This window comes from Pseudoalteromonas sp. SG43-7, assembly GCF_014164295.1.
Taxonomy (GTDB): Bacteria; Pseudomonadota; Gammaproteobacteria; order Enterobacterales; family Alteromonadaceae; genus Pseudoalteromonas; species Pseudoalteromonas rhizosphaerae.
Map to the genome: position 1 here is coordinate 20,094 of NZ_JACJEY010000040.1, position 24,647 is coordinate 44,740.

Sequence of the window (24,647 nt, forward strand, 5' to 3'; positions counted from 1 at the left end):
AATAAGATACTTTTTGCTTATGCTAATTGCTACTCCATCATTCACTTAGCCTCCCGTTTAAGTTCAGTTGTTTTCATATTTATGGGCATAAAAACCATGCGAACACTCATTTACCTAATAAAGTTACAAAGATGAAAATAAAAAATAATTGACCGATAATTATATATAAAACAATAAACACCACATCCAAATAAACAAATTTAATACATTTTAGCTGCAATAAATTAAACACAGTTGTTGACGCAACATAAAAATTACACTAGCCTTTCTGGAAGCGCTTCCACAGAAATTAATACAAGCCGCTATGGAAGCGCTTCCACACACAGTGATACCGCCGCATTTTTGTGGCGAGTAAATAATAATGATAACAGTACGAGGGAAGTCTAATGTCCAAGCATATTTTAATGAAAACAAAGTTAGCCACCAGCTTATCTTTGATTTTAGGTGCCGCAACCACTATGTCTACGTTTGCCGCCGAGGTTGAACAACAAAGTGAATTAGAAGTGATTCAAGTCACCGGTTTTAAAGGCAGTATCAAAGAATCAACTCAGCTTAAGCGTTACTCTTCTGGGGTTGTTGATGCCATTTCTGCAGAAGACATTGGTAAATTTCCAGACACTAATTTAGCTGAATCGCTGCAACGCATTACCGGTGTTTCAATTGACCGCAGCAATGGTGAAGGTTCTAAAGTGACGGTGCGTGGTTTTGGTCCAGATTATAATATGGTGACATTAAACGGACGTACAATGCCTGCGGCCTCTCTTCCTGCTGGTGGTGGTGCTCCAAACTCTCGAGCCTATGATTTTGCTAATCTTGCCTCAGAAAGTGTGAAATCAGTGGAAGTATATAAAACAGGTAAAGCAAGCATCGCATCTGGTGGCATTGGTGCAACCATTAATATCAATACTGCTCGTCCGCTTGATAACCCTGGCCTAGTTGCCAATATTGGTGTTAAAGCACAGCACGATACAACTAACCGTGTCGGCGATGATGTTACTCCAGAAATTTCAGGGATCTTTAGCTGGACAGATGAAGATGCTAAATTTGGTGCTTCACTCACAGCAAGTATGCAACAGCGTGATAGTTCAGCAACCGGGGCATTTGTTGGCGAATGGCGCACCACAGAATATGATGGCACCATCCCTCAAGCAGCAGATGACATTGTATTAGAAAATGCTCCTGCGATGGGCCAGTATTATTCAATGCCATCAGACTTGCGCTACACCATTGCAGATCGTGAGCGAACTCGTACTAATGCTCAATTAACATTGCAATACAGCCCTATTGACTCGTTTACCGCAATACTTGATTATACTTACTCACAGCAAGAGTTATTTGAAGCCCGTGCAGAGCAATCAATTTGGATGGACAACTATAAAACCCATTTAACATTTGATGACAATGCTGTTAAAACACCTATTTATTACCGTGAAGAACGCCGCGACTTATCCACTCGCGACTTAGGCTTAGCATTACAAGAGCAAAATCAAGTAAACGAAAATAATTCAATCGGTTTAAACCTTCAATACTACTTTAGTGATCAACTGAACTTTACGTTTGATGCCCACAGCTCAAAAGCCACCAGCAAACCCGATGCGCCTTATGGTAGTTGGATAAATGCAGGCTTAGGTGCCAATGTCGTGGCCGCACAACAAGTTGACTTTAGCCGTGACTTACCCTCTATGGTAATAGATTTCGATGACTGTAGTCGCACAAATCTAAACTGCTCAGGAGCGCTTGATCAAGCTGATGTAGGTAGCTCAATTTTAGATGCAAACTTTGCAAGTCAAGAATCAACCGTTGATGAATTTCGACTACACGGTAGTTATCTCATAGACAACGGCAGTATCGACTTTGGTATTGAGTCACGCTCAATGGAAAGTCACTCTTTACAATCGCTAACACGTAATACAATGGGTAACTGGGGCATTGAAAACCCTGGTGAACTACCCGATGGCTATTTAGATCCAACTAATTTTTTAGCCGAATTTGATGATTACGATACCAGTGGTTCGTTTGATCAAGGCTTTACCGGTAGTGCTTCACAGATTGGTTACTGGGCGGCAGATCAATACGGGTTCAATTTTGCGGCTGATGGCGCCTTTGCAACAAATCGCACTATTGAAGAAGATATTCAAGCGGCATTTGTACAATATAATTACAGTAACGAAATCAATGGTATGGTATTTAACCTTGTGATTGGTGCGCGCTATGAAACAACCGATATTACCTCAACTGCTAATATTGATTTACCTGATGCAGTTGCATGGGAAGGTAACAACGACTTTAATGTGCGTTACGGCACCAATAAAGATGACTATTCCTTGAGCTCAAGCTATAACCATTTTTTACCTAGCTTAGATTTTAACATTAACGTTATTGAGGATGTGACTCTTCGCGCCTCTTACAGTACCACTATTGCCCGCCCTACTTACGACAATTTAAGTTCTGCGGCAACGGTAGGTGTACCTACCGGCCCTTCGATCATTCCAGGCACCACTAATGCACCAGCAGCAACTGGTAACCCTAGCCTTGTCCCACTTGAATCGAATAATTTTGATGTATCTGCTGAGTGGTACTTCACTGATCTAAGTTATGTGTCGATTGGTTACTTTAATAAAAAAGTAGATAATTTTATTGGTCTATCACCAATGACTCAAAACTACTACGGCTTACGCGATGCATCTGCGGGTCCAAGAGCACAAGCAGCCAAAGCAGAGCTTGAGGCACAAGGTTTTGCGTTTACTGATTCAAATTTATTCCAAATGGTCGCTGCAATGGAAAATGGTGTAGCATTTGACTCGATGAGCTATGAAGAATTTGAAGCCGCTTACGACGTTCTACCAAACAGTGATGACCCACTGATGGACTTTACGGCACAAGTACCAACCAACAGTAAAGATGCCAAAATTGATGGTTATGAATTTGCCGTACAACACTTCTTTGGCGACACGGGTTTTGGCTTACAAGCTAACTACACCATAGTAAATGGTGATATTGATTATAATGTAGCCGCTGATCCAACCGTCACACAATTTGCCCTTGTTGGCTTAAGCGACACAGCTAACTTTATAGCCATGTACGAAAACGATAAGTTTCAGGCGCGTATCGCCTATAACTGGCGTGATAAATTCTTAAACAGTGCTGCCCGTTACGTTAACGAACCGGGCTTTACAGAAGAGTATTACCAAATTGATTTTAATATTGCTTACAACTACAGTGAACAAATGTCGTTCTTTGTCGAAGGGCTTAACATTACTGAACAAAATATGCGCCAACATGGCCGGTATGAAGCACAGTTATGGAATTTAGAACAAAATGGTGCACGCTATAATATTGGTATGCGTTATAACTTCTAAGCAAGGGTTATTGACTCATTAACGCCATGAGTATTAAGCCGCTAGTTGTTAGCGGCTTTTTGCGTTGCAGGTTAATAGCAATTTTATTAAAACAACAGAGCACACAATGAATAATAAAATACAACACATTGTGGTATTAGGTGGTGGCGCAGCAGGTTGGCTAAGTGCAGGGCTATTAGCCGCTGAACACCCTAAACAAAAGATTGCCTTAATAGAGTCTGCAAACATTGCTATTTCAGGTGTAGGCGAAGGCACTTGGCCGTCTATGCGCAATACGCTCAAGCGAATTGGTATCGAAGAAATAGATTTTATACGTCACTGCGATGCTTCATTTAAGCAAGGTTCAAAATTCATAAACTGGCGTAACATAAATATAGGCGAAAACTACTATCATCCGTTTATGACTCCCGAAGGCTATTTAGAAACCGATTTACACGCTTACTGGCAACATCATGCAAGCACTCAAAAATATGCCGACGCCGTTAATATGCAAAGCTTTGTTTGCCAAGCATCACTTGCACCTAAGCAGTTACACACACCAGAATACGCGGCGGTCACTAATTACGGCTATCATCTTGATGCCGGTAAGTTTGCCACATTTTTAAAACACCACTGCGTAGAAAAACTCAATGTGCATCATATTATTGATGACGTCATCGAAGTAAAAAATAGTCATGACGATTATATTCATTCACTCACCACCATAAAGCACGGTGACATAGACGGCGACTTATTCATTGATTGTACCGGTGCTCGAGCGCGTTTGATTGGTGAGCACTATGGCGCAACGCTTATCACACAAGATCATATTCTTTTTAATAATAGCGCTATCGCTGCACATCTCCCTTATAACGATAATCAACAAGAGATCGCCTCAGCCACTTTATCAACGGCGCAGCCACATGGTTGGATCTGGGATATTGGTCTACCGAGTCGTCGTGGTATCGGTTATACCTATAGCGATAAATACTGCGATGAACAAACCGCTGTGAACACCTTAAAGAGCTATGCTGCGCTATCTGTTGGTGAACAAGTCGCCGAGCAAATACAAACTCGCAAGCTGAGTTTTCTTCCTGGTTACCGCACACAGTTTTGGGTAAAAAACTGTGTTGCTGTTGGTATGTCGCAAGGTTTTATAGAGCCACTTGAAGCATCAGCACTGGCGATGGTGGAGCTTTCAATCAGCATGTTAAGCGAACAAATGCCGCAAAACCGTACTCATATGGACTTGCTGGCTAAACGATTTAATCAGCGCTTTAGTTATCGCTGGCAGCGAGTAATCGACTTTTTAAAGTTACATTACATATTAAGTGAACGTGATGATAGTCAATACTGGCGTGATATAAAAAAACCATCGAGCATTCCTACTCGTTTGAATGAATTGCTGGCACTTTGGCAATATCAACCACCAAGCAGGTTTGATTTAATTGAAAACGAAGAGGTAGTCCCCTCTGCCAGCTATCAATATGTATTGTATGGAATGGGCTTTCACACGCAAAATACAACAGCAGAAAATACCTTTAATAACGCTAAAGCTGGGCAGTATTTTTATCAGCAAAACCGTGAAAAAATTGCCAAATACTTACAAGGGTTACCAACAAATCGCGCATTATTAAATCAACTTTTAAACAATAAGGCTTAACCTGACAATGACACACAACAAACCTATAAAAAATGTGGTGATCGCTGGCGGTGGTACAGCTGGTTGGATGGCTGCGGCTGCATTCAGTAAACTCGTTGGTAAAAATATCAATGTCACCCTTATCGAATCCGACGACATTGCTACGGTTGGTGTTGGTGAAGCTACTATTCCACCGATCCGCACTTTTCATAAATTACTTGGCATAAATGAGCAAGCATTTATGAAAGCTACCCAAGCAAGCTTTAAATTAGGGATCAGTTTTGAAAACTGGGGCGAAAAAAACACCGATTATATTCACTCATTTGGCATGACGGGCAAAGAATGCTGGGCAGGTGAATTTCATCATTTTTGGCTACACAGCTTAACATTAGGACTTGAATCCGAGTTTGGTGATTACTGTTATGAACTGCAAGCAGCTAAACAAGGTAAGTGTGCTTTTAATCAGCAAAATCCAATTAATTATGCATTTCATATGGATGCGAGTCGTTATGCATTATTCCTACGTGAATTTTCAGAACAACTAGGGGTTAAACGTCTAGAGGGAAAAATAATCCACGTTAATAAATGCGCCACTTCGGGCTTCATAAACAGCCTAACTCTTGCAGATGAAAGTATCGTAAATGGTGATTTTTTTATTGATTGTACCGGCTTTAACGGACTACTTATTGAACAGGCTTTGCATACCGGCTATGAAGATTGGTCACACTTACTGCCGTGCGATAGCGCAATTGCAGTACAAACTAGAGCCATTAGCGATGATATAGTGCCTTATACCCGCTCAATAGCACATGATGCAGGCTGGCAGTGGCAAATTCCTCTGCAACAGCGCGTAGGTAATGGTCTAGTGTATTGTAGCCGTTATTTAAACGATACTGATGCAAAGCAGCTTTTACTCAGTAATATTCAAGGTGAAACTCTCACTGAACCCAGAGTAATTAAATTTAAAACTGGCCGCCGCCGCAAAGGCTGGAATAAAAACTGCCTTGCTCTGGGGCTTGCCAGTGGCTTTGTTGAACCACTTGAATCTACCAGTATTCATTTAATTATGTCGGGCATTATTCGCTTTATCCGGCTATTTCCATTTGATGGTATTACCGAACAAGCAATCCACGAATACAACAAACAGCTAAAAAGTGAGATTGAAAATATTCGTGATTTTATTGTCTTGCATTATAAAGTCACTGATCGCACTGATAGCGAATTTTGGCGTCATTGTAAAAATATGGAAGTGCCTGATACCCTTGTTCATAAAATTAGTTTATTCAAAGAAACTGGGCGGGTATTTTTAGATGACGGCGATATTTTTAGAGTCGACTCATGGGTGCAAGTAATGTTGGGTCAAGGTATCAAACCCAAACAATACCATTTAATTGCAAGCCTGATGAGTGATGATGAGTTAAGCCACTTTCTGAACAGTATCAAACAGCAAATTACTCAACGCGTGGCACAATTGCCAACACATAAAGCGTTCTTACAACAATATTGTTCTGCGGAGTAATCTGAGTGAGCATAAAAAGCCCTTTAATCACTTAAAGGGCTTTGCACAACAAAACAAAATCAAAGACTAAGTTAACTATCTGGGCAGATAATTGTTGCCTGTTTTGCTCCCTCTGGCACAAAGTTGATATGCGCCACAGAAACCGAACCGTTACCCGTGCTCTGTAATGAAAATGGGCTAATCACTCTTGAAAAATCAACGCCTTGCTCAGTAAAGCAGGTTAAGTCTATGCTGAGTGTTTGCCATCTATTTAATGTAGCCTTTTTGAGTTCTGCGCTGATATCAACACGTCCACCACAACCATGCTCGCAACTCATAGCAACAAATAATGGAGCAGCAAATTCGCTATTTATCTTGTAATCAAAACTCAGCGCTGAGTTTGCTTCGATATAAGCCACTTTATCTTCAGTGAAGTTACTATTGATTTCGGCTGTAGTAAGGCCTATACCTGTAAATACAAATGCCATTGCATCTTCTTGAATATTTTTATCTTCAGTACGATAACTAATACCTGCTAATTCAACGCTATTGCTAGCTACTTGAACTTGCTGCTGTGCTGACTTTAAAAACAATCGCCATGGATCAGTCAGCACGCCATTAAAAATAGCCATATTAGGCAAACTAGCTATATCAACACCTGAGTCTTCATTTAAATTATCTGCCAGGGTATTTTTATCTGTATAGGTTAAACCAAAGCCATAAGGAAATAGTGGCGAATAGTCTACATCATCTCTATTTACTGCGGTTTGCAGTGGTGATTTTGGCCATGAAAACGACAATTTACCAGTAAAGTCATGCTGAATATCACCTCCTGCGTCAGTTAATAATACATCGGCCACACCTTGTCCTTCTGTACCCGGTAGCCATGCGGCGACAAACGCATCAGAGGCATTTAACTCAGCGTTAACCCACATTGGTCGACCTGAAATGAATACCGATACGACCGGCACGCCTTTTGATTTAAGCTGTTTTAATAACGCTAACGACTTTTTATTATTACGCTCAAACTCAAGATTATCCCTGTCACCGTGGCCTTCTGCATAAGGTTCTTCTCCAAACACCACAATCGCCACATCAGGTTTTTGTGTAAAGTGTCCATCAGGACTTAAAATGGCCTCTCCACCTGCGGCCGTGATCTGCGCTTTTAAACCCGCAAAGATTGACGTAGCACCAGGGAAATCGGTATTTTCGTTATTGGTGCCTTGCCAAGTAATACTCCAGCCCCCCGCTTGCTTAGCAATATTATCTGCGCCATCTCCGGCAATTAATACTCGTGAATTAGCCGCTATCGGCAAAGTATTGTTGTTGTTTTTTAATAACACCAGTGATCCACGCACAGCTTGTCGCGCAATATCGCGGTGCGCTTGCGCGCCAATTAACTGCGTTTTACCTGAGAACTGACGTTTTGCAGGGCTCGGTTTATCAAATAAACCCGCTCTTAGTTTGACTCTTAAAATACGCGCAACAGCATCGTCAATTCGGCTCATGGCAATTTCACCGGCTTTCACTTGCGCTATCGTATTTTCATAAAGTGGTTTCCACGCCCCCGTAGGAACCATAAAAATATCAAGCCCCGCGTTTACAGCCTGTGGGCAGCTTTCGTTACTACAACCTACAACTTGTCCGTGGCCATTCCAATCACCAACAACAAAACCATCAAAGCCCATTTTCGTTTTCAGTACATCGGTAAGCAGGTATTTATTGCCATGATTTTTCTTACCATGCCAGCTATTAAACGACGCCATAACAGATTGACTACCAGCCGACAAACCACCAATGTAGCCTTGAGCATGAGTATCAAACAAGGCTTGCTCTGAATCGATATTGTTACCTTGATCGTCACCATCGACGGTACCGCCATCACCTAAAAAGTGTTTAACTGTGCTAATCACCCGCTTATTACTTAAAAAATCACCATCGGCATGGCCTTGCAAGCCGTTAACAATGGCAACTGAGTACCGGCGGACAATCTCTGGATCTTCAGAATACCCTTCATAAGTTCGACCCCAGCGGTCATCACGTACAACAGCAACAGTCGGCGCAAATACCCAATCAATACCAGTAACCATCACTTCGATTGCCGTCGCAGCGGCTATTTTTTCTATTAAAGCGGGGTTATTTGCTGCGCCTAAGCCAATGTTATGTGGAAATAACGTTGCACCAATCACGTTATTATGACCATGTACAGCATCGGTGCCCCACATGGTAGGAATATCGATGCCATCAAGAGAATCATCAACCGATGCTTGATACATCTGTTCAGCAAGTGCAATCCAATCTTGTGGTGTGGCATGTTTATTCGCGTTCGGAAATGAGCCTCCGCCATTTAAATACGAGCCAAAACCATATTTACGCATATCATCAGTCGTTATATCGCGGATCTCAGGTTGAATCATCTGCGCAACTTTTTGCTCTAATGTCATCGTCTGCAAGTACTGAGCAATCTTAGACTCAATTTGCGGATCAGCTCGAACCACATTATTCAGCTTTGGCCAAATAGCTAGCGATTGTTGCTGCTGCATTTGTTCAACAGCTCTATTATTTTGAGACGTATCTTTACTTTCGCTTGCTGAACAACCAGCCAGAGTAACTAATCCAGCTAACAAACTTAGTGTAGGTAACTTAGCTGTGTGTAAGTGTGTTTTCATTTTTATATACCTATCTATTATCAACTCATTGCTGCTTAAAAGACTCTAAGTACCTGCTGTATTACAAAAGCGAGACCAAGCGGTTTATTCATCTAAGCAACGGTAGAACTATTTTTTGTCATCATTGAAATTAAAATTTAACTGTTGACCTGTTAAGAAATAGTCACTAACCTAAATATGGAAGCGCTTCCTTAAAGTCATTAAATACCATCTATTGGCATTAATCAAATTAAATATGGAAGCGCTTTCAGATATGTTAGCTTTAAAAGCTAAAAATAACAGCATCACGGACTATAAAAAGAAAGCAGAGGTTTTCTATTAATGAAACAATTATCTTTACCTAAACACTCGCCGCTACTGAGCAAAGACTTCACTTTTGGCGTAGCAACTGCTTCATTTCAAATTGAAGGTGGTGCAGCAGATCGTCTGCCATGTATTTGGGACACCTTTTGTGCTCAAGACGATAAAATTGCCGATAACTCAAATGGTCTAATCGCCTGTGAACACTACACTCGTTGGCCTCAAGATATTGAGTTAATAGATTCTCTGGGCGTTGATGCCTATCGTTTATCAATTTCTTGGCCACGCGTAATGCATCAAGATGGTAGTTTAAATCCATTAGGTGTGAAATTTTATACTGATCTTCTAGATGAACTTAAACGCCGCAACATCAAGGTATTTGTCACTTTATATCACTGGGATCTACCGCAGTATTTAGAAGATCAAGGCGGCTGGTTAAATCGTAATACCGCCTATGAATTTGCTCACTACACAGATCTTATTAGCAAAGCGTTTGGTGATCGTGTTTATTCATATTCAACCTTAAATGAACCTTTTTGCAGCTCTTATTTAGGGTATGAAATTGGTGTGCATGCCCCAGGTATTGTCGGTCGGGAATTTGGCCGAAAAGCCGCCCATCACTTATTACTAGGTCATGGTTTAGCGATGCAAGTGCTGGCTAAAAATAGCCCACAGACACTTAATGGTATCGTACTCAACTTTACTCCCTGTTACCCGGTAACACAAAGTGACGCAGATCTTAAAGCCACAGCCTTTGCTGATGATTATATTAACCATTGGTATATGCGCCCTGTAATGACTGGCAAATACCCAGATATTATTGAGCAACTTCCAGCAGAGCAGCGTCCAGATATTCACCCCGGTGATATGGAAATTATTGCGCAGCCATTAGATTACCTTGGCGTTAATTTTTATACGCGTTTACATTACCAAGCAAGCGCTGATGATTTTTATGACGAGCGCCCACATCAAGGCCTATTAACTGATATTGGTTGGGAAATTTACCCGCAAGCACTTACTGAATTATTAGTATCGTTAAATGAGAAATATACCCTACCACCGATTTATATTACTGAAAATGGCGCAGCAATGGCCGACAAGATGATAGATGGTAAAGTTAACGATTCAGATCGCATAGCTTACTATCAGCAACACTTAAACGCATTGCATAACGCAACTGAACAAGGTGTGGTGATCCATGGCTACTTTGCATGGAGCCTAATGGATAACTTTGAATGGGCTGAAGGCTATTCAAAGCGATTTGGTATCGTTTATGTTGATTATCAAACTCAACAACGTACTGTAAAAGCCAGTGGCCTTGCGTATAGTAGTTTAATTACTAGCCGGTAAACTTAGCTAGTGCTCCTTTAAAAACAACAATAAGAAACACACAGTGAACAAAATTCCTTTATACGAAAAAATCGGTTATGCGATGGGTGATGCCGGAGCCAACTTGGTTTGGCGAGGTGCACTTGCCTACCTAGCAGTATTTTACACTGACACATTTGGCATATCGGCTGCGGCCGCAGCTATGTTATTTTTGGTGGTTAGGTTATCCGATGGTGTAACCGATATCATTATGGGAATGATTGCAGACAGAACCACCACTCGGTTTGGTAAATTTAGACCGTGGATTTTATGGTCTGCTCCTTTTTTAGGACTGTTCATGGTGTTGTGTTTCACCACACCTGATTTCAATGACACCAACAAGTTAATTTACGCCTACATTACCTACATAGGCTTAACGTTAGCTTATACGGTGAGTAACGTGCCTTACTCTGCATTAATGGGAGTAATGAGTCCAGACGATACCGAGCGCACGAAACTATCGAGTTTTCGCTTTGCCGGAGCCTTTGCAGGCGGTTTATTAGTGATGGGCTTTTTACCTGAACTGGTTGCTTATTTTGGCGATGGCGATAACGCCAAAGGTTATCAGTTAACCATGTACTTATTTGCAGCATTACTAATTGTTTTGATGGTGATCACTTTTGTTAGCACCAAAGAGCGGGTAATACCCCACAAAACAACCAGTGGTAATTTAAAATCAGAGCTCAAAGATTTAACTAAAAACTTACCCTTTATTATTCTGCCATTATTGGCAACTACCTTGTTCTTTTATTATCGCGAAATCTACAGTGGGCTATTTTTTGCATTTATCATGACTATGATGACTGTTGTGATAAAAAAATTACTCAACAAAGATCATCAAAATCTAACGGGAACTCAACGTGATATGGTTGATTTGCTCACCAACAAGCCTTGGTTAATTTTATTAGGCATGGGCTTTTTGACCATGATGTTCAACGGTATAAAGTATGGTGTAATTGCTTATTACTTTAAATATCAGGTTGGCAGCGAACTGATGGCAGGCCAATACTTCGTTGCGTTATTAGTGGTGTCTATCCTCGGCGCTCTTGCCACTGGTAAACTTGCCGAACTAATAGGCAAACGTAATTTATTTATCATCTCTTTAATATTAAGTGGCTTATTAACCACAGCATTTTATTGGGTGCCTGCTGACAACATTGTTGCCATATTTACTTTTGGGTGTGCAGCTGAATTTTTTGCTGCCATGATGCCTACCCTGTTTTTTAGCATGTTAGGGGATGCTGCCGATTATTCTGAGTGGAAAAATAAACGCCGCGCCACGGGCTTAATTTATTCCGCAGGGACGTTTGTGCAAAAAACTGGCGGCGGTTTCGCTGGGGCATTAGTATTAGTGGTATTGGCAGGCTATGGCTATAACGGCATGAACGAAGCAACCATTACGCAATCATTACCTGGCATGCAACTATTAATGAGTTGGATCCCCGCAGCATTTGCTTTTTTAGGTGCCGCCTTGATGCTTATCTATCCGTTGACACCCGCAATGACGCAGAAAATCACGGAAGACTTGGCTTTTAGACGCAGTAATGTGTAAATTATATTTCATTATCAATACGTTTTTATAAAGTGCGAATAATCACGCTAGGAAATTAATGGCTACAATTTATCAAGTATCAGAACTTGCAGGTGTCTCTCTCTCTACGGTATCAAGGGTTCTGAACGACAATGATTATGTAAGTAAAAAAACCAAGAAAAAAGTGCTCGAAGCAATGCAGCAACTTGGCTATCAACCCAGTTCTATTGCCCGTTCTTTAGCATCGAGTCGTACCAGTAGTGTTGGTGTTTTAGTCTCTGAACTAGACGGCCCATTCTTTGGCCAAATGATGTCGGCGATAGAGCAGCAACTTCGTGCCGCAGGTAAGCATGTTATTATTACCGCAGGGCACAGTGACGAAGACAAAGAGAAAAATGGCTTTGAATTTTTAATCAGTCGTAACTGTGATGCCATAATTGCCCATGTGGAAATAGTATCGGACGAATATTTAATTGAACTTAGTAAGGGAAAAATCCCCATTTATTTAATGAGCCGTTATGTTGAGGAAATTAAAGACAACTGTATTAGTCTTGATAACGTTCTGGGCGGTTATCTTGCCACTAAAACGATGATCAATAAAGGTCACAAAAATATTGCTTATATTGCGGGTCCACAATTTAAAGTTGATGCGTCAGATCGACTCGTAGGACATAAAAAAGCGCTTGCTGAATACAATATAGCCTTTGATGAAAGCCTTTTTTACATTGGCGACTTTAAAGAAACCGGCGGCAATGATGGCTTAAAACATTTTATTGAAAATAAAGCGCAATTTAGCGCAATTGTCTGTGCCAATGATGAAATGGCCTCAGGTGCGATGAAGTTCGCCAGAGAACACGGTTTTAATTTACCGAAAGATCTCGCCATTATGGGCTACGATAACGTGATTTTCACCAATTACCTTTACCCGACTCTAACAACCATAGATAACCCAGTCCCAGAGATGGGCAGAATGGCGGCTAACCTTGTACTTAAAGATATTTACAAACACCCTGGCATTACAATTAATCGTGTATTCCAGCCGACTCTCGTTTTAAGAGACTCCACGCCAGATATTAATTAATGCGGTAAAATCATTCGTTCACTAGGTTGAATTTTCAACTAACGAATTTGCTGATCAGCTAAACTTAGATTCAGCCCATGCAATTCATTACGTACCCATCGACCATCTAAGTATTGTTCAAGGTTGTCTTGGGCAAATGTTAAAAAACTACGTGCAGCATGAGCAATATGCCGATCAGTGCGGATCACAAAGTACCAATGACTTGCTAAGCTTGCATCACTTACAGTTAATACTTTGAAGCCATGATCTCCTATTGGCAACACATGGCGAGACAGCACACCAATTCCCATTCCTGATGATACTGCAACACGAATAGCCTCATTACTTGCCATTTGCACGCTGTTGCTCAGTACTAAACCGCGTCTTTGCAGTTCGCTCTCAAATAACATCCGGGTTGCAGAGCCAGGCTCCCTTAATAAAAAGCGGTATTTCACTAGCTCAGAAAGTGCAACGTGTTGTTGATTCGCTAATGGATGATCAGTAGGCACAATAAACTCAAGCGGGTTTTTTAAAAAGCGCGCCGCCTTTGCATGTTCAAGTGACGGTGGATGGCTAAATACATAAATATCATCTTCACCGCGTTCAAAGCGCGCTAACACCTCTGCTCTATTGCCAATCTCAAGAGGCAACTCAACATGAGGATGCAAATTACTATAGGGCCCGAGTAATTTTGGCAAAATATATTGTGCGGTATTCACCATGGCGATTTTACATCGCCCGCGCTCACCCCCTTTGAGTTCAGCTAAAAAATCGTTGTAATCATCAAAGTGGCCAAACACTCGTTGGCAAGTCCTAAATAACTCATGCCCGGCTTCTGTGACATGCAGTTTTTGTTGCTGCATAATCACCAGCGGCTCATCTACAGCCTCTTGTAAACGTTTAATTTGCAGCGACACCGTTGGCTGAGTTAAGTGTAAACGCCGTGCGGTTTCACTGATCGAGCCGGTTTTTACTACACTCATAAACACTTCAAGCAGCCGAAAAGAAATATGTCTTAAATCCATCGCTATCACATCCCCTCTGGTATTAATCAACCCATAGATAATAACCTATAACTAACTACCAATCATTTTATTATTTACAATGCATGATTTTATCTACAATAGCGCAACTTTAAATTAATAGGAGAAAGGTGTGCCAGATATTGTTGTAATGTTTTTTGTTTTGGGTTTAGTTGCGGGGATTTTACGTTCTGATCTCGTTATTCCAAAAGCAACTTACGAGACCTTAAGTTTGCTGCTGATGCTGACCATAGGCTTAAAAGGCGGCATGGTATTACACGGCAATCTTAGTTGGCAATTATTGCCAGAAATGGGCTCGGTGATGCTGCTTGGCGCATTTATACCTTTAATGCTCTACCCTATTTTAAAATATGTGATAAAACTTTCGGTAGCGAACAGCGCAAGTATCGCCGCCCATTATGGCTCCGTAAGCGCGGGGACATTTGCTGTCGCCCTCGCTTATGCTGAATCGGCGCAGCTAGCAGTAGGTGCTGAAGTAACCCTGTATTTAGTGATGCTAGAGCTTCCCGCGATTATCGTCGGGCTGTTACTTTATCGACGACTTGATAAACAACATAGTGCCGATAATACCTTATCGCTTAAAGCACTCTGGCATGAAACCTTAACCAATAAGAGCGTTATTCTCCTCGTAGGCGGTGTTGTTATTGGTATGATGTATGGCACACAGCAAGGCAGCCAAGTAACTGGATTATTAACCAATAGTTTTAAAGTCGTGCTTGCATTATTTTTACTCGAAATGGGTTTAACGGCAGCGCAAACATTACGCCCTATACCTTGGCATCACTGGAAACTGACACTATTTGCTATAATCAGTCCATTAATATTAGGCGCGATTGGGGTCAGTGTCGGCACTTTATTAGCGCTTGAGTTAGGCTCAATCGTTATCTTGGGGAGTTTAGTGGCCAGTGCATCTTATATTGCAGCACCTGCCGCTATAAAAGCCGCAATCCCCAAAGCCGATATAGGTCTGGCTATGCTCAGTTCACTAGGCATCACTTTCCCATTTAACGTACTTATCGGTATCGGTTTGTATCATCAACTTGCTGTTGCGATGCAATAAATTAAACAATAGATAAGGGCTATTTAGCCCTTATCTATCTATAGGTTAAGCAAGCTCGGGCCATTGAATTGACTTACTGTCTTTGCCATTTTTACAGCTAAGTGGATCATTACCTTTATAATTTTTGCATCCCCAAAACTGCCCTTTTGCACTATTGCGTAATACCATTTCAGCACCGCATTTATCACACGTTGGCACTAGATGGTTACAGGCTGTATTTATACATAATTTAAACCCTGTATAGCGACTGCGAGTCATTGGGCTTTGGCACTGCTCGCACGATTTTTCTTTATGCCCACAACGCGGAAATAACGAACAGCCGTAGAATGGCCCAAAACGACCACTGTGTTTTTTTAATACCCCGCTATCACAGCGCATGCAGTTTATATCTGCGCTATGTAATTGATCAACATCACTAGTAAATTCATCCAGTTCAATGTCATGTTCAGCAATTAACTCCGAAACAAAACAACTGCTATTGGTCATATCAACGATGAGGTAGGCGCGGTGTTTTGCGCGCGTTAGTGCAACATAAAATAACCGTCGCTCTTGTGCGTAAGCGAAGTTTTCTGGCGCTGGTAATAAAGCTTCGATAATTGCGGGCGCAACTTTTTCAGATGGAAAACCATGTTTACCCTTTTGTAATCCGATAATAATAACATGATCGGCTTCTTTACCTTTTGAGGCGTGAAAAGACTGCGACTGAATTTTTAACAGCGGATACTTCACTTGCATGGCTTTAATATCTGCATTAGTAGGTAGTTGAAACCAAAAACGTGCTAAAAAATAGACCGTAGTTGGTTTGCAGACTGTTCCGCTAATTGCATTAAGCACATCATCTATCGCGCCATTGGCAAGCTCAGGTAGCTCGCTGTGATAATGATTTAAAGTAGTCGGCGCTTTATTGCCGCGTCTTAATATTGATATCGCAGGCTGAGCTACTTGAGCCAAAGACGTGATGGTTTTATCAAGCTGCGCGGGATTTTTACTAATAAATGCTGAGGCAACTTCACCAATTTTATTATTGAAACGAAACGTAAGATCCAGCGCCGTTTGCGTAGTAAAGCCAAAATACGTTGCAAACTCAGTGGTCAACTTAATATCAGCGCCGCTGAATCGGTAAATTGCTTGCCAATCGTCACCCACTGCAAATACTGAACTACCTTTGTTGCTATCGCGAAGTGCTTTAACCAATCGTGCTCTTGGCTGTGATATATCTTGAAATTCATCAACCATAATATAACGCCAAGGCGATTTAAACTTGCCCGACTCAACATACTCGATTGCCTTGATAATCATATCATCAAAGTCAATTTCACCGCGCTGCTGCAAGTGAGCGTTGTAGTTAGATAAAATTGGTTTTAATAGCGCCAACGCTTGGGTTGTTTGTTTGGCGTCAAGGGAGCGTTTAATGACATCAACTTCATCAGCATCAGTTAAATAAGCCGCCTTATATAAACTCAGCAATTGACTAAATAACGCAGCTAATACGGTGATCCTGCCAGTTTCTTTTAAGCTTTCGAGCAGTGATTCTAAGGGCAATATCTGTGTTTTCACGCTCGCACTTAAAAGCGCTTGTTCAAGTTCGTTTAACAGCTTACCTTGTTTATGTTGCCCATAAGTCAAAGCTATACAGTGAGTGTTATTACTGGCATGAGTGGTATTTTTCCAATCAATTTCGCTATGGTATTGCGCTTTATCAATGTAAGGCGCAGTATTGCCAGCGTCATCGATGCCGTAATACTCAATGTAAATATCGTACTCAGGTAAATAAAAATCAGGCTTGTACTGTCTGCGTTCAATGGTTTTTACGTCAACTTTATAAGGCGCTTCGTATTGATAATCTATGCCGTGATAAAACAGCCAATTAGCTATATATAACTCACCAAAGCTTTTTACCTTGTCGCCTTTTAGGCTACGGATATCGTTATCATTTAAGTAGCTGTAATAATCACCCAATGTTTTAAAATCAAATTCATTTTTTTCAACATAATAGTATTTACTAAAATAATCTAAAACCAGATGACGATACTCGGCACTGTTTTCAATCAATGATTCAAAGCACTGCTGCACCCATTTTGCTTTCGCTTTTTCGTCTTCTGCAAATACACTCATAGTCGGTTTAGCACGTTCAACTTGTGAGATAATCGCCAGTCCGACACTATGAAAAGTAGCGGCTTTTATTTTATCGGTGGCGAGCTTATTTTCGATCCGTTGATCCATTTCATCAGCAGCTTTGCGACCATAGGCCAGCAATAAAATATCACTGTAACTTGCCTGCTGACTTTGCACTAAAAACCCAGCCCTGCCAATCATAACACTGGTTTTACCGGTGCCTGCGCCAGCCAATAACAAGTTATTATCGTCATCAATCACACAAGCACGTCTTTGACTTAGTGTTAATGGATTTGCTTCAACACGGTCAAAAAAAGCGTGGTGTAGGTTAAGTTGCTTAGTAACGTATTTTTGTTGTAGATACTGGGTAAGTGCAGCATCCCAGTTTGCATATTGCTCTAATACGTTTATTTTTTTATCCACTAAAACAAATGCGGGGCTGATTTTTATCCACGGCAACCAACGATCATGCTCTTGCTGTGCCAACCGCTGAATACGACTAACATAAGACTGGCGTAAATATCGCTGCTTGACCAGTTTTGTTATTTTATTAAGAAAAGTGTCAAGCTTAGCTTCATTAGCGTTCACCCAATAGCGTTCAAATTCAGCTTTTAATTTACGGTGAGCACCATATGCCAGCAGCGAAAATGTATGATTTTGTTGTGCCGTAACAAAAGAAATCGTTTGACCAAACAAGCCGAAAGCAAACGACGGCGGTGCCTCCAAATCACTCCAACTTATTTGTCTAGTTGAGTTACCTTGGCAAATAGTCAACATATGGTGATCAAACGCCAACATGGCTTTATTAGAAAACATCCTGCCAAACAGGCTAACTGCAATAGAATTCATTACTGCTGAATTCCTAAATAAAAAGAGTGAATTACCGGTATTTTAAGTTAATCAGCTGGATAAGTGTGAAAATAACGGCAATTATTTTAGCGTAGTTTTTCATCTGGATTTAAAAAGAACATTTTCTTCCAGCCTTGGCTTTGCGCGGTCATTAACCATGGGTACGGCAGTAGCGATAAAATAGAGTAATGTACGTGAGGTTGTTTACCTGCCGCATTCCCCGTGTCTCCTAAGCTACCAATCACCTCACTGACTGCAACATAGTCTCCTGCACTTACCGAATAACTTTCTAAGTGGGCAAAGTAATGCAGTCGCCACTTAGGCCCAAGTAATGCCACCACTTTACCACCGCGCTTTAGCTCACCTGAATACAGCACCACACCACTTACCGAAGCAACCACTGCCGTGTGTTTTTTGCCAAAAATATCTATCCCTTTGTGTACACCTGATTTACCCCAAGGGCTATACCAAAAAGTATTATGATGCCAATCATTTGCTGTTGCACCTTTGACTGGGATCACTATTTTTTCAGGTATGAGCAGCCCAATAACAAGGACTGTAAAGAACGTTAGTCCCATGTACTTCATCACTTTCATTACAACTTCCTTGAAATAGTTTAACAGTGAAATAGTTCATTATTGTTTGATACGTGTGCAACCAGCCACTCACACAACTCATGTGTTAAACTATCTTTTTTAAGCTGTAATTGGTCTACCTGCTGCGTTTTAACCGCCGTTAGCCATGCCTCTAGCATTGACTCAAAGCCCCGTTTATATAGCGTTGCTTGCCAATCATTTTGCATCGCGCTCTGCTGTATTCCATTAACCATAGAGGTCATATTGGTTAGCGATTCAAACCGCCACTTTTCATTCAAACCGGTTATTTCAACCACTTCTTCATTACAGCCACTTAATCTATCCATAGCGCCTTGAAATAACCGCCCCTGAAACTCAAAACTAACATGTATTGCTGCCAATAAGCCTTGTGGATCTAGCTGTGAAAACACCTGTAACTGGTTAAGTTGATCAAAACGCTCTACATTTGCAAAATGGCATAAACTATCAACCACATGGATGAAGTCATCAAAAATAAAAGTGCGCGGCTGTGCTGGTAAATTTAAGCGGTTTTTTTGCCATTTAAGATGGCGTATTTGTGGCTTTGCAATATCGGCCATAATTGGTAAAAAGCGACGATTAAAACCTAAAAATAATGGCGTGTTATGTTTAGTTGCTAACGCAATAAGTTCACTTACCTCACTAAAACTATATGCTAATGGCTTATCCACAAACGTAGCGATTTTTTGTTCAAGTGCCTGCTTCGCAAACGTAAAATGAAACTCAGTATTAGTGTGGATCATCACCCCATCGGGCTTACACGCCAGTACCGCTTGGTAATCTGTAAAGCACTTTTGAACCCGATACTGCTTCGCTAACTGCGTTAATGTTGTCAGGTTTCGTGTACAAAAAATAGGATCGATCTGTGCATGTTGCGTGGCAATAGGTAAATATGCTTTTTGTGCTATATCCCCAAGCCCGACTAAAGCGATTGTTAGCTGGTTCATTTTTACTACTGCCTCTTGATGAAAAATAAAAACACAGCATACCAAGTTATTATTTAGATTGATAAAATAACTACAAATTTTAAACAATTTCGCTAAAAAAATGATACCAAAATGACGTAAATAACCGGTTAATTTACCTAACTAACCGTTCTAAATAAAATGTTGAGTAAATATTCAAATATAACTTTACTTGTGTTCAAAATCGGATTAAATTCGCCGCAAAATTAACCAACCAAAAATAATTGCCAGCGATTAAAACACTCCAACGCAATTATTTATGCCCTTTAAATCGGATTCTTTAATGGTTGAGCTCGCTGCCGGTCATAAACCAAATAACCCACTTGCGCCTGTTATTGGTTTGTCTTTTTTTGCTATTGCCTCAGGCTTTTTAATGAGCCTAATTCCTTTATCATTGAGCGCCTTTGGGCTTGATAATGAACTTGCCTCTTGGTTAGCTAGTGTCTTTTATCTTGGCTTATTAATTGGTGCTTTTTTTATTGAGCGTATTGTTGCAAGAGTAGGCCACCGTCATGCTTTTCTGGCATTTCTGGGGTTATTAATTTTCAGTGTTGCAGCACAGCTTATTTTACCTAATGCCAACGTGTGGCTTTTAGCCCGCTTTGTAGCTGGTATCGCCGTAGCTGGGGTATTTGTGGTGGTTGAATCTTGGTTACTAATGACTGACACTGCCAAAGCACGAGCTAAACGATTAGGCCTGTATATGACATCCCTGTACGGTGGCAGCGCCGTTGGCCAACTAGCTATCGATCCGCTTGGTACCAGTGGCCCACTCCCCTATTTGTTTGTTATTGCTCTATTATTTTTAGCGATGTTAGCACCGCTGCTGATTAAATCAGGGCAACCGCAAAGTCAGCACTCGCAAAAACTACAATTAACTGAGTTAAAAAAGCTCAGTCGCCCAGCAATTTTAGGCTGTTTGGTATCAGGATTAGTACTTGGCCCAATATACGGTTTAATGCCAGTATATATCGCTGCCCAAAGTGAGCAGGCCGCTTTTACTGGCACCTTGATGGCGGTGATTATTTTAGGCGGTATGTTAGTACAGCCGTTGGTGAGTTATTTATCAACACGAATGGCAAAAAGCTTATTAATGGCATTATTTTGTTTATTTGGCGCGATGGGTGTAGTTGGTATTATGCAAGCTGTACACTTCAACGTATTGATGGCCAGTTACTTTATTTTAGGGGCTGCAAGTTTTGCACTCTACCCCATTGCCATCACCTTAGCCTGTGACGCATTGCCAATCGAAAAAATAGTCTCAGCAACGGAAATTATGTTACTGAGTTACAGCTTTGGCTCGGTCTTTGGGCCTTTGCTTGCTGCCAACCTATTTGCTTCAGCTAACGGCATTATGTTGTATTTAGGCGGTTGTTTATTCACCACCTGTATTTATATGCTGATCAAAAGCCTTAAAGGCATCTCCACTGACAATACCCCTGTGGCAGGATAAGCCATAGCCTAATAACGCAAAAACCCCATGCTGAGTTAACAGTATGGGGCTTTAATTCAAGTAATAAGGCCTAATTTATAAAGATAGGTATTCTTTAGCACGAGTAAGGTTATGCGATACCATCGCGCTATCAGCCATTTGTGCAGCTTCATATAAATCTGAAAGACCAGCGGTATCATTTTTAGCCATCATACGTGATACACCGCGATTACTTAATGCAAACGATGTTAATTCACGTAATTTCATTTTTGGGCCTTCGCTTTGTTTTAGCAACGCAATCGCTTTAGTACAAATAGTTTCTGCTTGCGCGTAATTTTTTGATTTAACGTTTAGTGCGCAATTATTAAATGATTGTTCAACTGGCTGTGGCGCTGTTGCTGTCTCAATAACCATTAATTTGTAATCACTTTGATCAGCCAGAGCAACAGCTGAACATGTTAATAGTGAGCTAAGAGCAATAGTTTTGATAAGTGTACGTTTCATGATTATATTCCTATTTGATTATTTGCCTAAATCGTGTCGTATCTGGTGCCGACAATTGAACTTTAGAGTGTTAGCTCAATTTCAACAAACGATAAAAATAAACCTAATAGGTGAAGAAAATTAACTTATAGACTTTAGTCTAATAAAACAGCTTCCTCGCTCTGTTAATATTAATTGCATTAAATTATTGACCTTATAGCTTCACGAAAATAACTCAATAACAGGGCAAAAATTATGACGTATAGTTGTTCTCTGCAATTGCTCTTGCATTGCTCTACCTTTTGCCTCCATGAATTTACTTTAACGCAATTAGTGAGCTATTTGATCAGCAAGAATGCCCATATTTTTAATAGATATACTATAGCTGCTTGAATAGCTAAATCGCGCAATTTTGTTCAAGTTCTTATATTTCAATCTGCTTATACTCAAGCAATAGGTGATTAGCGAAGAGTGCGAAGCAAATGAATCAATTTCAGTACATCAACGATAAAACATTAAACCAGTTTACTTTGCTTGATGCGAAGATGACCGACTTTAGCTACTCAAAACATGCCCATGAAGAGTACTCACTGGGTGTTACCTTAAAAGGTCGGCAAGATTTTTTTAGTCAAAGAGCCTTTCACAAAAGTCCAACTGGCGGAGTAATAGTATTTAACCCAGAAGACGTTCACGATGGTCACTCAGGTTTAACAGAACATCTTGAATACGTTATGCTCTATGTACACCCAAATGAATTTGAACCAATGTTTAAAGCATTGGGTTACACCAAACATGCAACGCCAAGAGTCGCTACACCTTTGCTGGCAGACCCACAATTAGCACAGCAGATTTTAGCGCTCAAACAACTTATCAGTGGTAACAATTACACAACCATTGATACCGAAAACACGCTGTTTAATATTGCTCATTCAATCATCAAACAGACAGGCTGCGCCATAGAGCCGCTGGGGCTCAGTTCAAGAAAAGACACTTTATTACTTAAAGCAAAAGACTACATTATGGCGAACTTAGGTCATGACATCTCAATTGATGATATCGCTGGTGTCGCTACTATGTCGAAATATCATTTCATTAGGCTGTTTAATAAGCAGTTTGGCCTAACGCCTTATCAATATGTGGTGAACTGTCGGATAAATATGGCCCGAAAATATATCGAATCAGGCGCACGAGCATCTCAGGTCGCATTAGATTCGGGCTTTGCCGATAACAGCCATTTAAATCGCCATTTCAAGCGTATTTATGGTTTAACTCCTAAACAATACCAATTACAACTTTCGCTCTAAACAATAAGGGATCAAAATGTTAGAAATATTCGCTTATGCAATAGGTATAATGTACACCCCTGGACCCATCAATCTGCTCGGTTTACAAAGTGGCATCAATAATAAAACCACGGCACATTTAGGCTTTTTCTCAGGTGTAGCCACCGCGATGCTAATCTTATTTATATTACTAGGCTATGTGGGTATAGAGTTGATCCCGGCGAAAACATTACCAGTTTTAAGCTTTGCAGGTTGTTTATATATACTATATATCGCGGTTAGAATTGCTAAAACACAGGTCAATTTTAACAATCAAAAAACCACTACAAAATCGCTGTCATTTAGTAACGGCTTATGGATGCAGCTACTTAATCCCAAAGCACTGGCTGCGACATTACCCATCACCACCATTCAATTTCCAGCAGCGGATATATCAGGCATGGCAGTCATCGTTTGGTCATGTATCCTCGCATTACTAGCGTTTGGCGCTCCTGCGAGTTACTCATTAGCTGGCCATGCTATTGGTAAACATATGACAAACTCAAAATACTTTAAAATAATTAACTTAGTCATGGCTGTTTTGCTGGTCGTGGTTGCCATTGATATAGCCCTCACACACGTATTAGTACAGTAATTATGATTATTACTTCACTCAGTATGAGTGAAGTAAACAGTTAACTATCCTGCTTGAATCTCTACCTGCTTAATCTAAACCTTTTGATGAACGCACCACTGAATTCTAGCTGTTAAAAATAACATCTTGAAGATTACTTTCTGATAATTTCACATTTTTAACACTACAACCTTGCAACTACACCTTTAAGAGTAAGCATAACGGTTATTAAAAACCATATAAATGTAATATAATACTATATGATTACTTTAGCTCCTCTGCTAATCTACAAAGGAAATTAGTTTTTCTATATCAACCTGAACTCTGGTTAACATTTTAACTAACAGTTTGTTCTTATTTTATAAACTTATATTTCACCTTTCCATCCATAGACTTCCAGTGATAATAAAACGAATTTAAGATATAAGTATTTGATTATTAAATAAATCGAACGCTGGAAATAGCTGCTGGAAATAGCTGCTGGAAATAGATTTATTATCCACAGTTCAAATTATATTAATGGTTCATATTGTGTTCTTAACAGCGTCCCAGTCTTCACTGTTAAGAATATAATATGCTTAACCCCAACTAGAAGGTGTGATTATCAATGTTCAAAAATTTAAACTTAGGGAAAAAAATAGGTGTTGGCTTTGCAACTGTACTTTGTTTGTTGTTAGTCGTCGTTGGCATCAGCATGGCAGCATTACAAAAAGCCAGTTCAGAAACAGGTGAATACCAAAAAATAACGCAAGTCACTACTCTAGCAGGTAGAATTCAGGCCAAT

At 40.5% G+C, this 24,647-nt stretch carries 16 protein-coding genes; 10 read left to right on the forward strand and 6 right to left on the reverse strand.

The features are described 5' to 3' along the window. Positions 1 to 386: 386 nt before the first annotated feature. The 3 genes from H5200_RS16430 to H5200_RS16440 all read left to right on the forward strand — a co-directional run bounded on the left by H5200_RS16430 (position 387) and on the right by H5200_RS16440 (position 6,499). Positions 387 to 3,359, forward strand: a complete 2,973-nt coding sequence (locus tag H5200_RS16430) for a TonB-dependent receptor (protein WP_182761875.1) — start codon at positions 387 to 389, stop codon at positions 3,357 to 3,359. Positions 3,360 to 3,465: 106 nt separating this feature from the next. Continuing rightward, positions 3,466 to 5,001 (forward strand): tryptophan halogenase family protein, encoded by a 1,536-nt coding sequence (locus tag H5200_RS16435; RefSeq protein ID WP_182761876.1) that lies wholly within the window; start codon positions 3,466 to 3,468, stop codon positions 4,999 to 5,001. Positions 5,002 to 5,008: 7 nt separating this feature from the next. After that, positions 5,009 to 6,499, forward strand: coding sequence for a tryptophan halogenase family protein (locus tag H5200_RS16440; protein WP_182761877.1), 1,491 nt, complete (start codon positions 5,009 to 5,011; stop codon positions 6,497 to 6,499). Between the two features lie 71 nt (positions 6,500 to 6,570). Here H5200_RS16440 and H5200_RS16445 read toward each other — a convergent pair whose 3' ends face one another. Next, the gene (locus H5200_RS16445; protein ID WP_182761878.1) at positions 6,571 to 9,147 is read right to left on the reverse strand and encodes an exo 1,3/1,4-beta-D-glucan glucohydrolase; all 2,577 of its coding nucleotides are present in this window, start codon (positions 9,145 to 9,147) and stop codon (positions 6,571 to 6,573) included. A 321-nt stretch (positions 9,148 to 9,468) separates the two neighbouring features. Between H5200_RS16445 and H5200_RS16450 the strand changes: the two genes are divergently transcribed. From H5200_RS16450 to H5200_RS16460, 3 genes are read left to right on the forward strand one after another with little or no spacing between them, the layout of a single operon-like run. Continuing rightward, on the forward strand, positions 9,469 to 10,797 hold the full coding sequence (locus tag H5200_RS16450; protein WP_182761879.1) for a GH1 family beta-glucosidase: 1,329 nt from the start codon (positions 9,469 to 9,471) through the stop codon (positions 10,795 to 10,797). Between the two features lie 43 nt (positions 10,798 to 10,840). Then, positions 10,841 to 12,367 carry an MFS transporter gene (locus H5200_RS16455; RefSeq protein WP_182718893.1) on the forward strand — a complete coding sequence of 509 codons (1,527 nt, stop codon included), beginning with the start codon at positions 10,841 to 10,843 and terminating at the stop codon, positions 12,365 to 12,367. 58 nt (positions 12,368 to 12,425) lie between these two features. Then, complete coding sequence (locus H5200_RS16460) at positions 12,426 to 13,427, forward strand: LacI family DNA-binding transcriptional regulator (RefSeq protein WP_182761880.1); 1,002 nt, start codon at positions 12,426 to 12,428, stop codon at positions 13,425 to 13,427. A gap of 38 nt (positions 13,428 to 13,465) precedes the next feature. Here H5200_RS16460 and H5200_RS16465 read toward each other — a convergent pair whose 3' ends face one another. Beyond that, complete coding sequence (locus H5200_RS16465; RefSeq protein ID WP_182761881.1) at positions 13,466 to 14,431, reverse strand: LysR family transcriptional regulator; 966 nt, start codon at positions 14,429 to 14,431, stop codon at positions 13,466 to 13,468. Between the two features lie 130 nt (positions 14,432 to 14,561). Between H5200_RS16465 and H5200_RS16470 the strand changes: the two genes are divergently transcribed. Beyond that, positions 14,562 to 15,509, forward strand: coding sequence for a sodium-dependent bicarbonate transport family permease (locus H5200_RS16470; RefSeq protein ID WP_145233051.1), 948 nt, complete (start codon positions 14,562 to 14,564; stop codon positions 15,507 to 15,509). A 45-nt stretch (positions 15,510 to 15,554) separates the two neighbouring features. On the opposite strand, the gene H5200_RS16475 is transcribed toward H5200_RS16470, so the two are convergent. From H5200_RS16475 to H5200_RS16485, 3 genes are all read right to left on the reverse strand, one after another. Beyond that, positions 15,555 to 18,473 (reverse strand): UvrD-helicase domain-containing protein, encoded by a 2,919-nt coding sequence (locus H5200_RS16475; RefSeq protein ID WP_182761882.1) that lies wholly within the window; start codon positions 18,471 to 18,473, stop codon positions 15,555 to 15,557. Between the two features lie 86 nt (positions 18,474 to 18,559). After that, positions 18,560 to 19,069 (reverse strand): M23 family metallopeptidase, encoded by a 510-nt coding sequence (locus H5200_RS16480; RefSeq protein WP_145233049.1) that lies wholly within the window; start codon positions 19,067 to 19,069, stop codon positions 18,560 to 18,562. 20 nt (positions 19,070 to 19,089) lie between these two features. After that, the gene (locus H5200_RS16485) at positions 19,090 to 20,034 is read right to left on the reverse strand and encodes a Gfo/Idh/MocA family protein (protein ID WP_182761883.1); all 945 of its coding nucleotides are present in this window, start codon (positions 20,032 to 20,034) and stop codon (positions 19,090 to 19,092) included. 301 nt (positions 20,035 to 20,335) lie between these two features. On the opposite strand from H5200_RS16485, the gene H5200_RS16490 reads away from it, so the two are divergent. Further along, complete coding sequence (locus H5200_RS16490; RefSeq protein ID WP_149980981.1) at positions 20,336 to 21,505, forward strand: MFS transporter; 1,170 nt, start codon at positions 20,336 to 20,338, stop codon at positions 21,503 to 21,505. Between the two features lie 75 nt (positions 21,506 to 21,580). Here the strand turns inward: H5200_RS16490 and H5200_RS16495 are convergent, their stop codons facing one another. After that, entirely contained in the window at positions 21,581 to 21,988 is a 408-nt protein-coding gene (locus H5200_RS16495; RefSeq protein ID WP_182718887.1) for a hypothetical protein, read from the reverse strand. Between the two features lie 461 nt (positions 21,989 to 22,449). On the opposite strand from H5200_RS16495, the gene H5200_RS16500 reads away from it, so the two are divergent. Continuing rightward, a complete protein-coding gene (locus tag H5200_RS16500; protein ID WP_182718886.1) occupies positions 22,450 to 23,271 on the forward strand; it encodes an AraC family transcriptional regulator in 822 nt (273 codons plus the stop codon). A 16-nt stretch (positions 23,272 to 23,287) separates the two neighbouring features. Further along, positions 23,288 to 23,884 carry a LysE family translocator gene (locus H5200_RS16505; protein ID WP_182761884.1) on the forward strand — a complete coding sequence of 199 codons (597 nt, stop codon included), beginning with the start codon at positions 23,288 to 23,290 and terminating at the stop codon, positions 23,882 to 23,884. The last annotated feature ends 763 nt before the right edge of the window (positions 23,885 to 24,647 follow it).

What these genes read in the sequence shown, in the direction of transcription:
- H5200_RS16430 (WP_182761875.1), top strand. Translation starts at nt 387, where the DNA reads ATGTCCAAGCATATTTTAATGAAAACAAAGTTAGCCACCAGCTTATCT.
- H5200_RS16435 (WP_182761876.1), top strand. Translation starts at nt 3,466, where the DNA reads ATGAATAATAAAATACAACACATTGTGGTATTAGGTGGTGGCGCAGCA.
- H5200_RS16440 (WP_182761877.1), top strand. Translation starts at nt 5,009, where the DNA reads ATGACACACAACAAACCTATAAAAAATGTGGTGATCGCTGGCGGTGGT.
- H5200_RS16445 (WP_182761878.1), bottom strand. Translation starts at nt 9,147, where the DNA reads ATGAAAACACACTTACACACAGCTAAGTTACCTACACTAAGTTTGTTA.
- H5200_RS16450 (WP_182761879.1), top strand. Translation starts at nt 9,469, where the DNA reads ATGAAACAATTATCTTTACCTAAACACTCGCCGCTACTGAGCAAAGAC.
- H5200_RS16460 (WP_182761880.1), top strand. Translation starts at nt 12,426, where the DNA reads ATGGCTACAATTTATCAAGTATCAGAACTTGCAGGTGTCTCTCTCTCT.
- H5200_RS16465 (WP_182761881.1), bottom strand. Translation starts at nt 14,431, where the DNA reads ATGGATTTAAGACATATTTCTTTTCGGCTGCTTGAAGTGTTTATGAGT.
- H5200_RS16475 (WP_182761882.1), bottom strand. Translation starts at nt 18,473, where the DNA reads ATGAATTCTATTGCAGTTAGCCTGTTTGGCAGGATGTTTTCTAATAAA.
- H5200_RS16480 (WP_145233049.1), bottom strand. Translation starts at nt 19,069, where the DNA reads ATGAAAGTGATGAAGTACATGGGACTAACGTTCTTTACAGTCCTTGTT.
- H5200_RS16485 (WP_182761883.1), bottom strand. Translation starts at nt 20,034, where the DNA reads ATGAACCAGCTAACAATCGCTTTAGTCGGGCTTGGGGATATAGCACAA.
- H5200_RS16490 (WP_149980981.1), top strand. Translation starts at nt 20,336, where the DNA reads ATGGTTGAGCTCGCTGCCGGTCATAAACCAAATAACCCACTTGCGCCT.
- H5200_RS16495 (WP_182718887.1), bottom strand. Translation starts at nt 21,988, where the DNA reads ATGAAACGTACACTTATCAAAACTATTGCTCTTAGCTCACTATTAACA.
- H5200_RS16500 (WP_182718886.1), top strand. Translation starts at nt 22,450, where the DNA reads ATGAATCAATTTCAGTACATCAACGATAAAACATTAAACCAGTTTACT.
- H5200_RS16505 (WP_182761884.1), top strand. Translation starts at nt 23,288, where the DNA reads ATGTTAGAAATATTCGCTTATGCAATAGGTATAATGTACACCCCTGGA.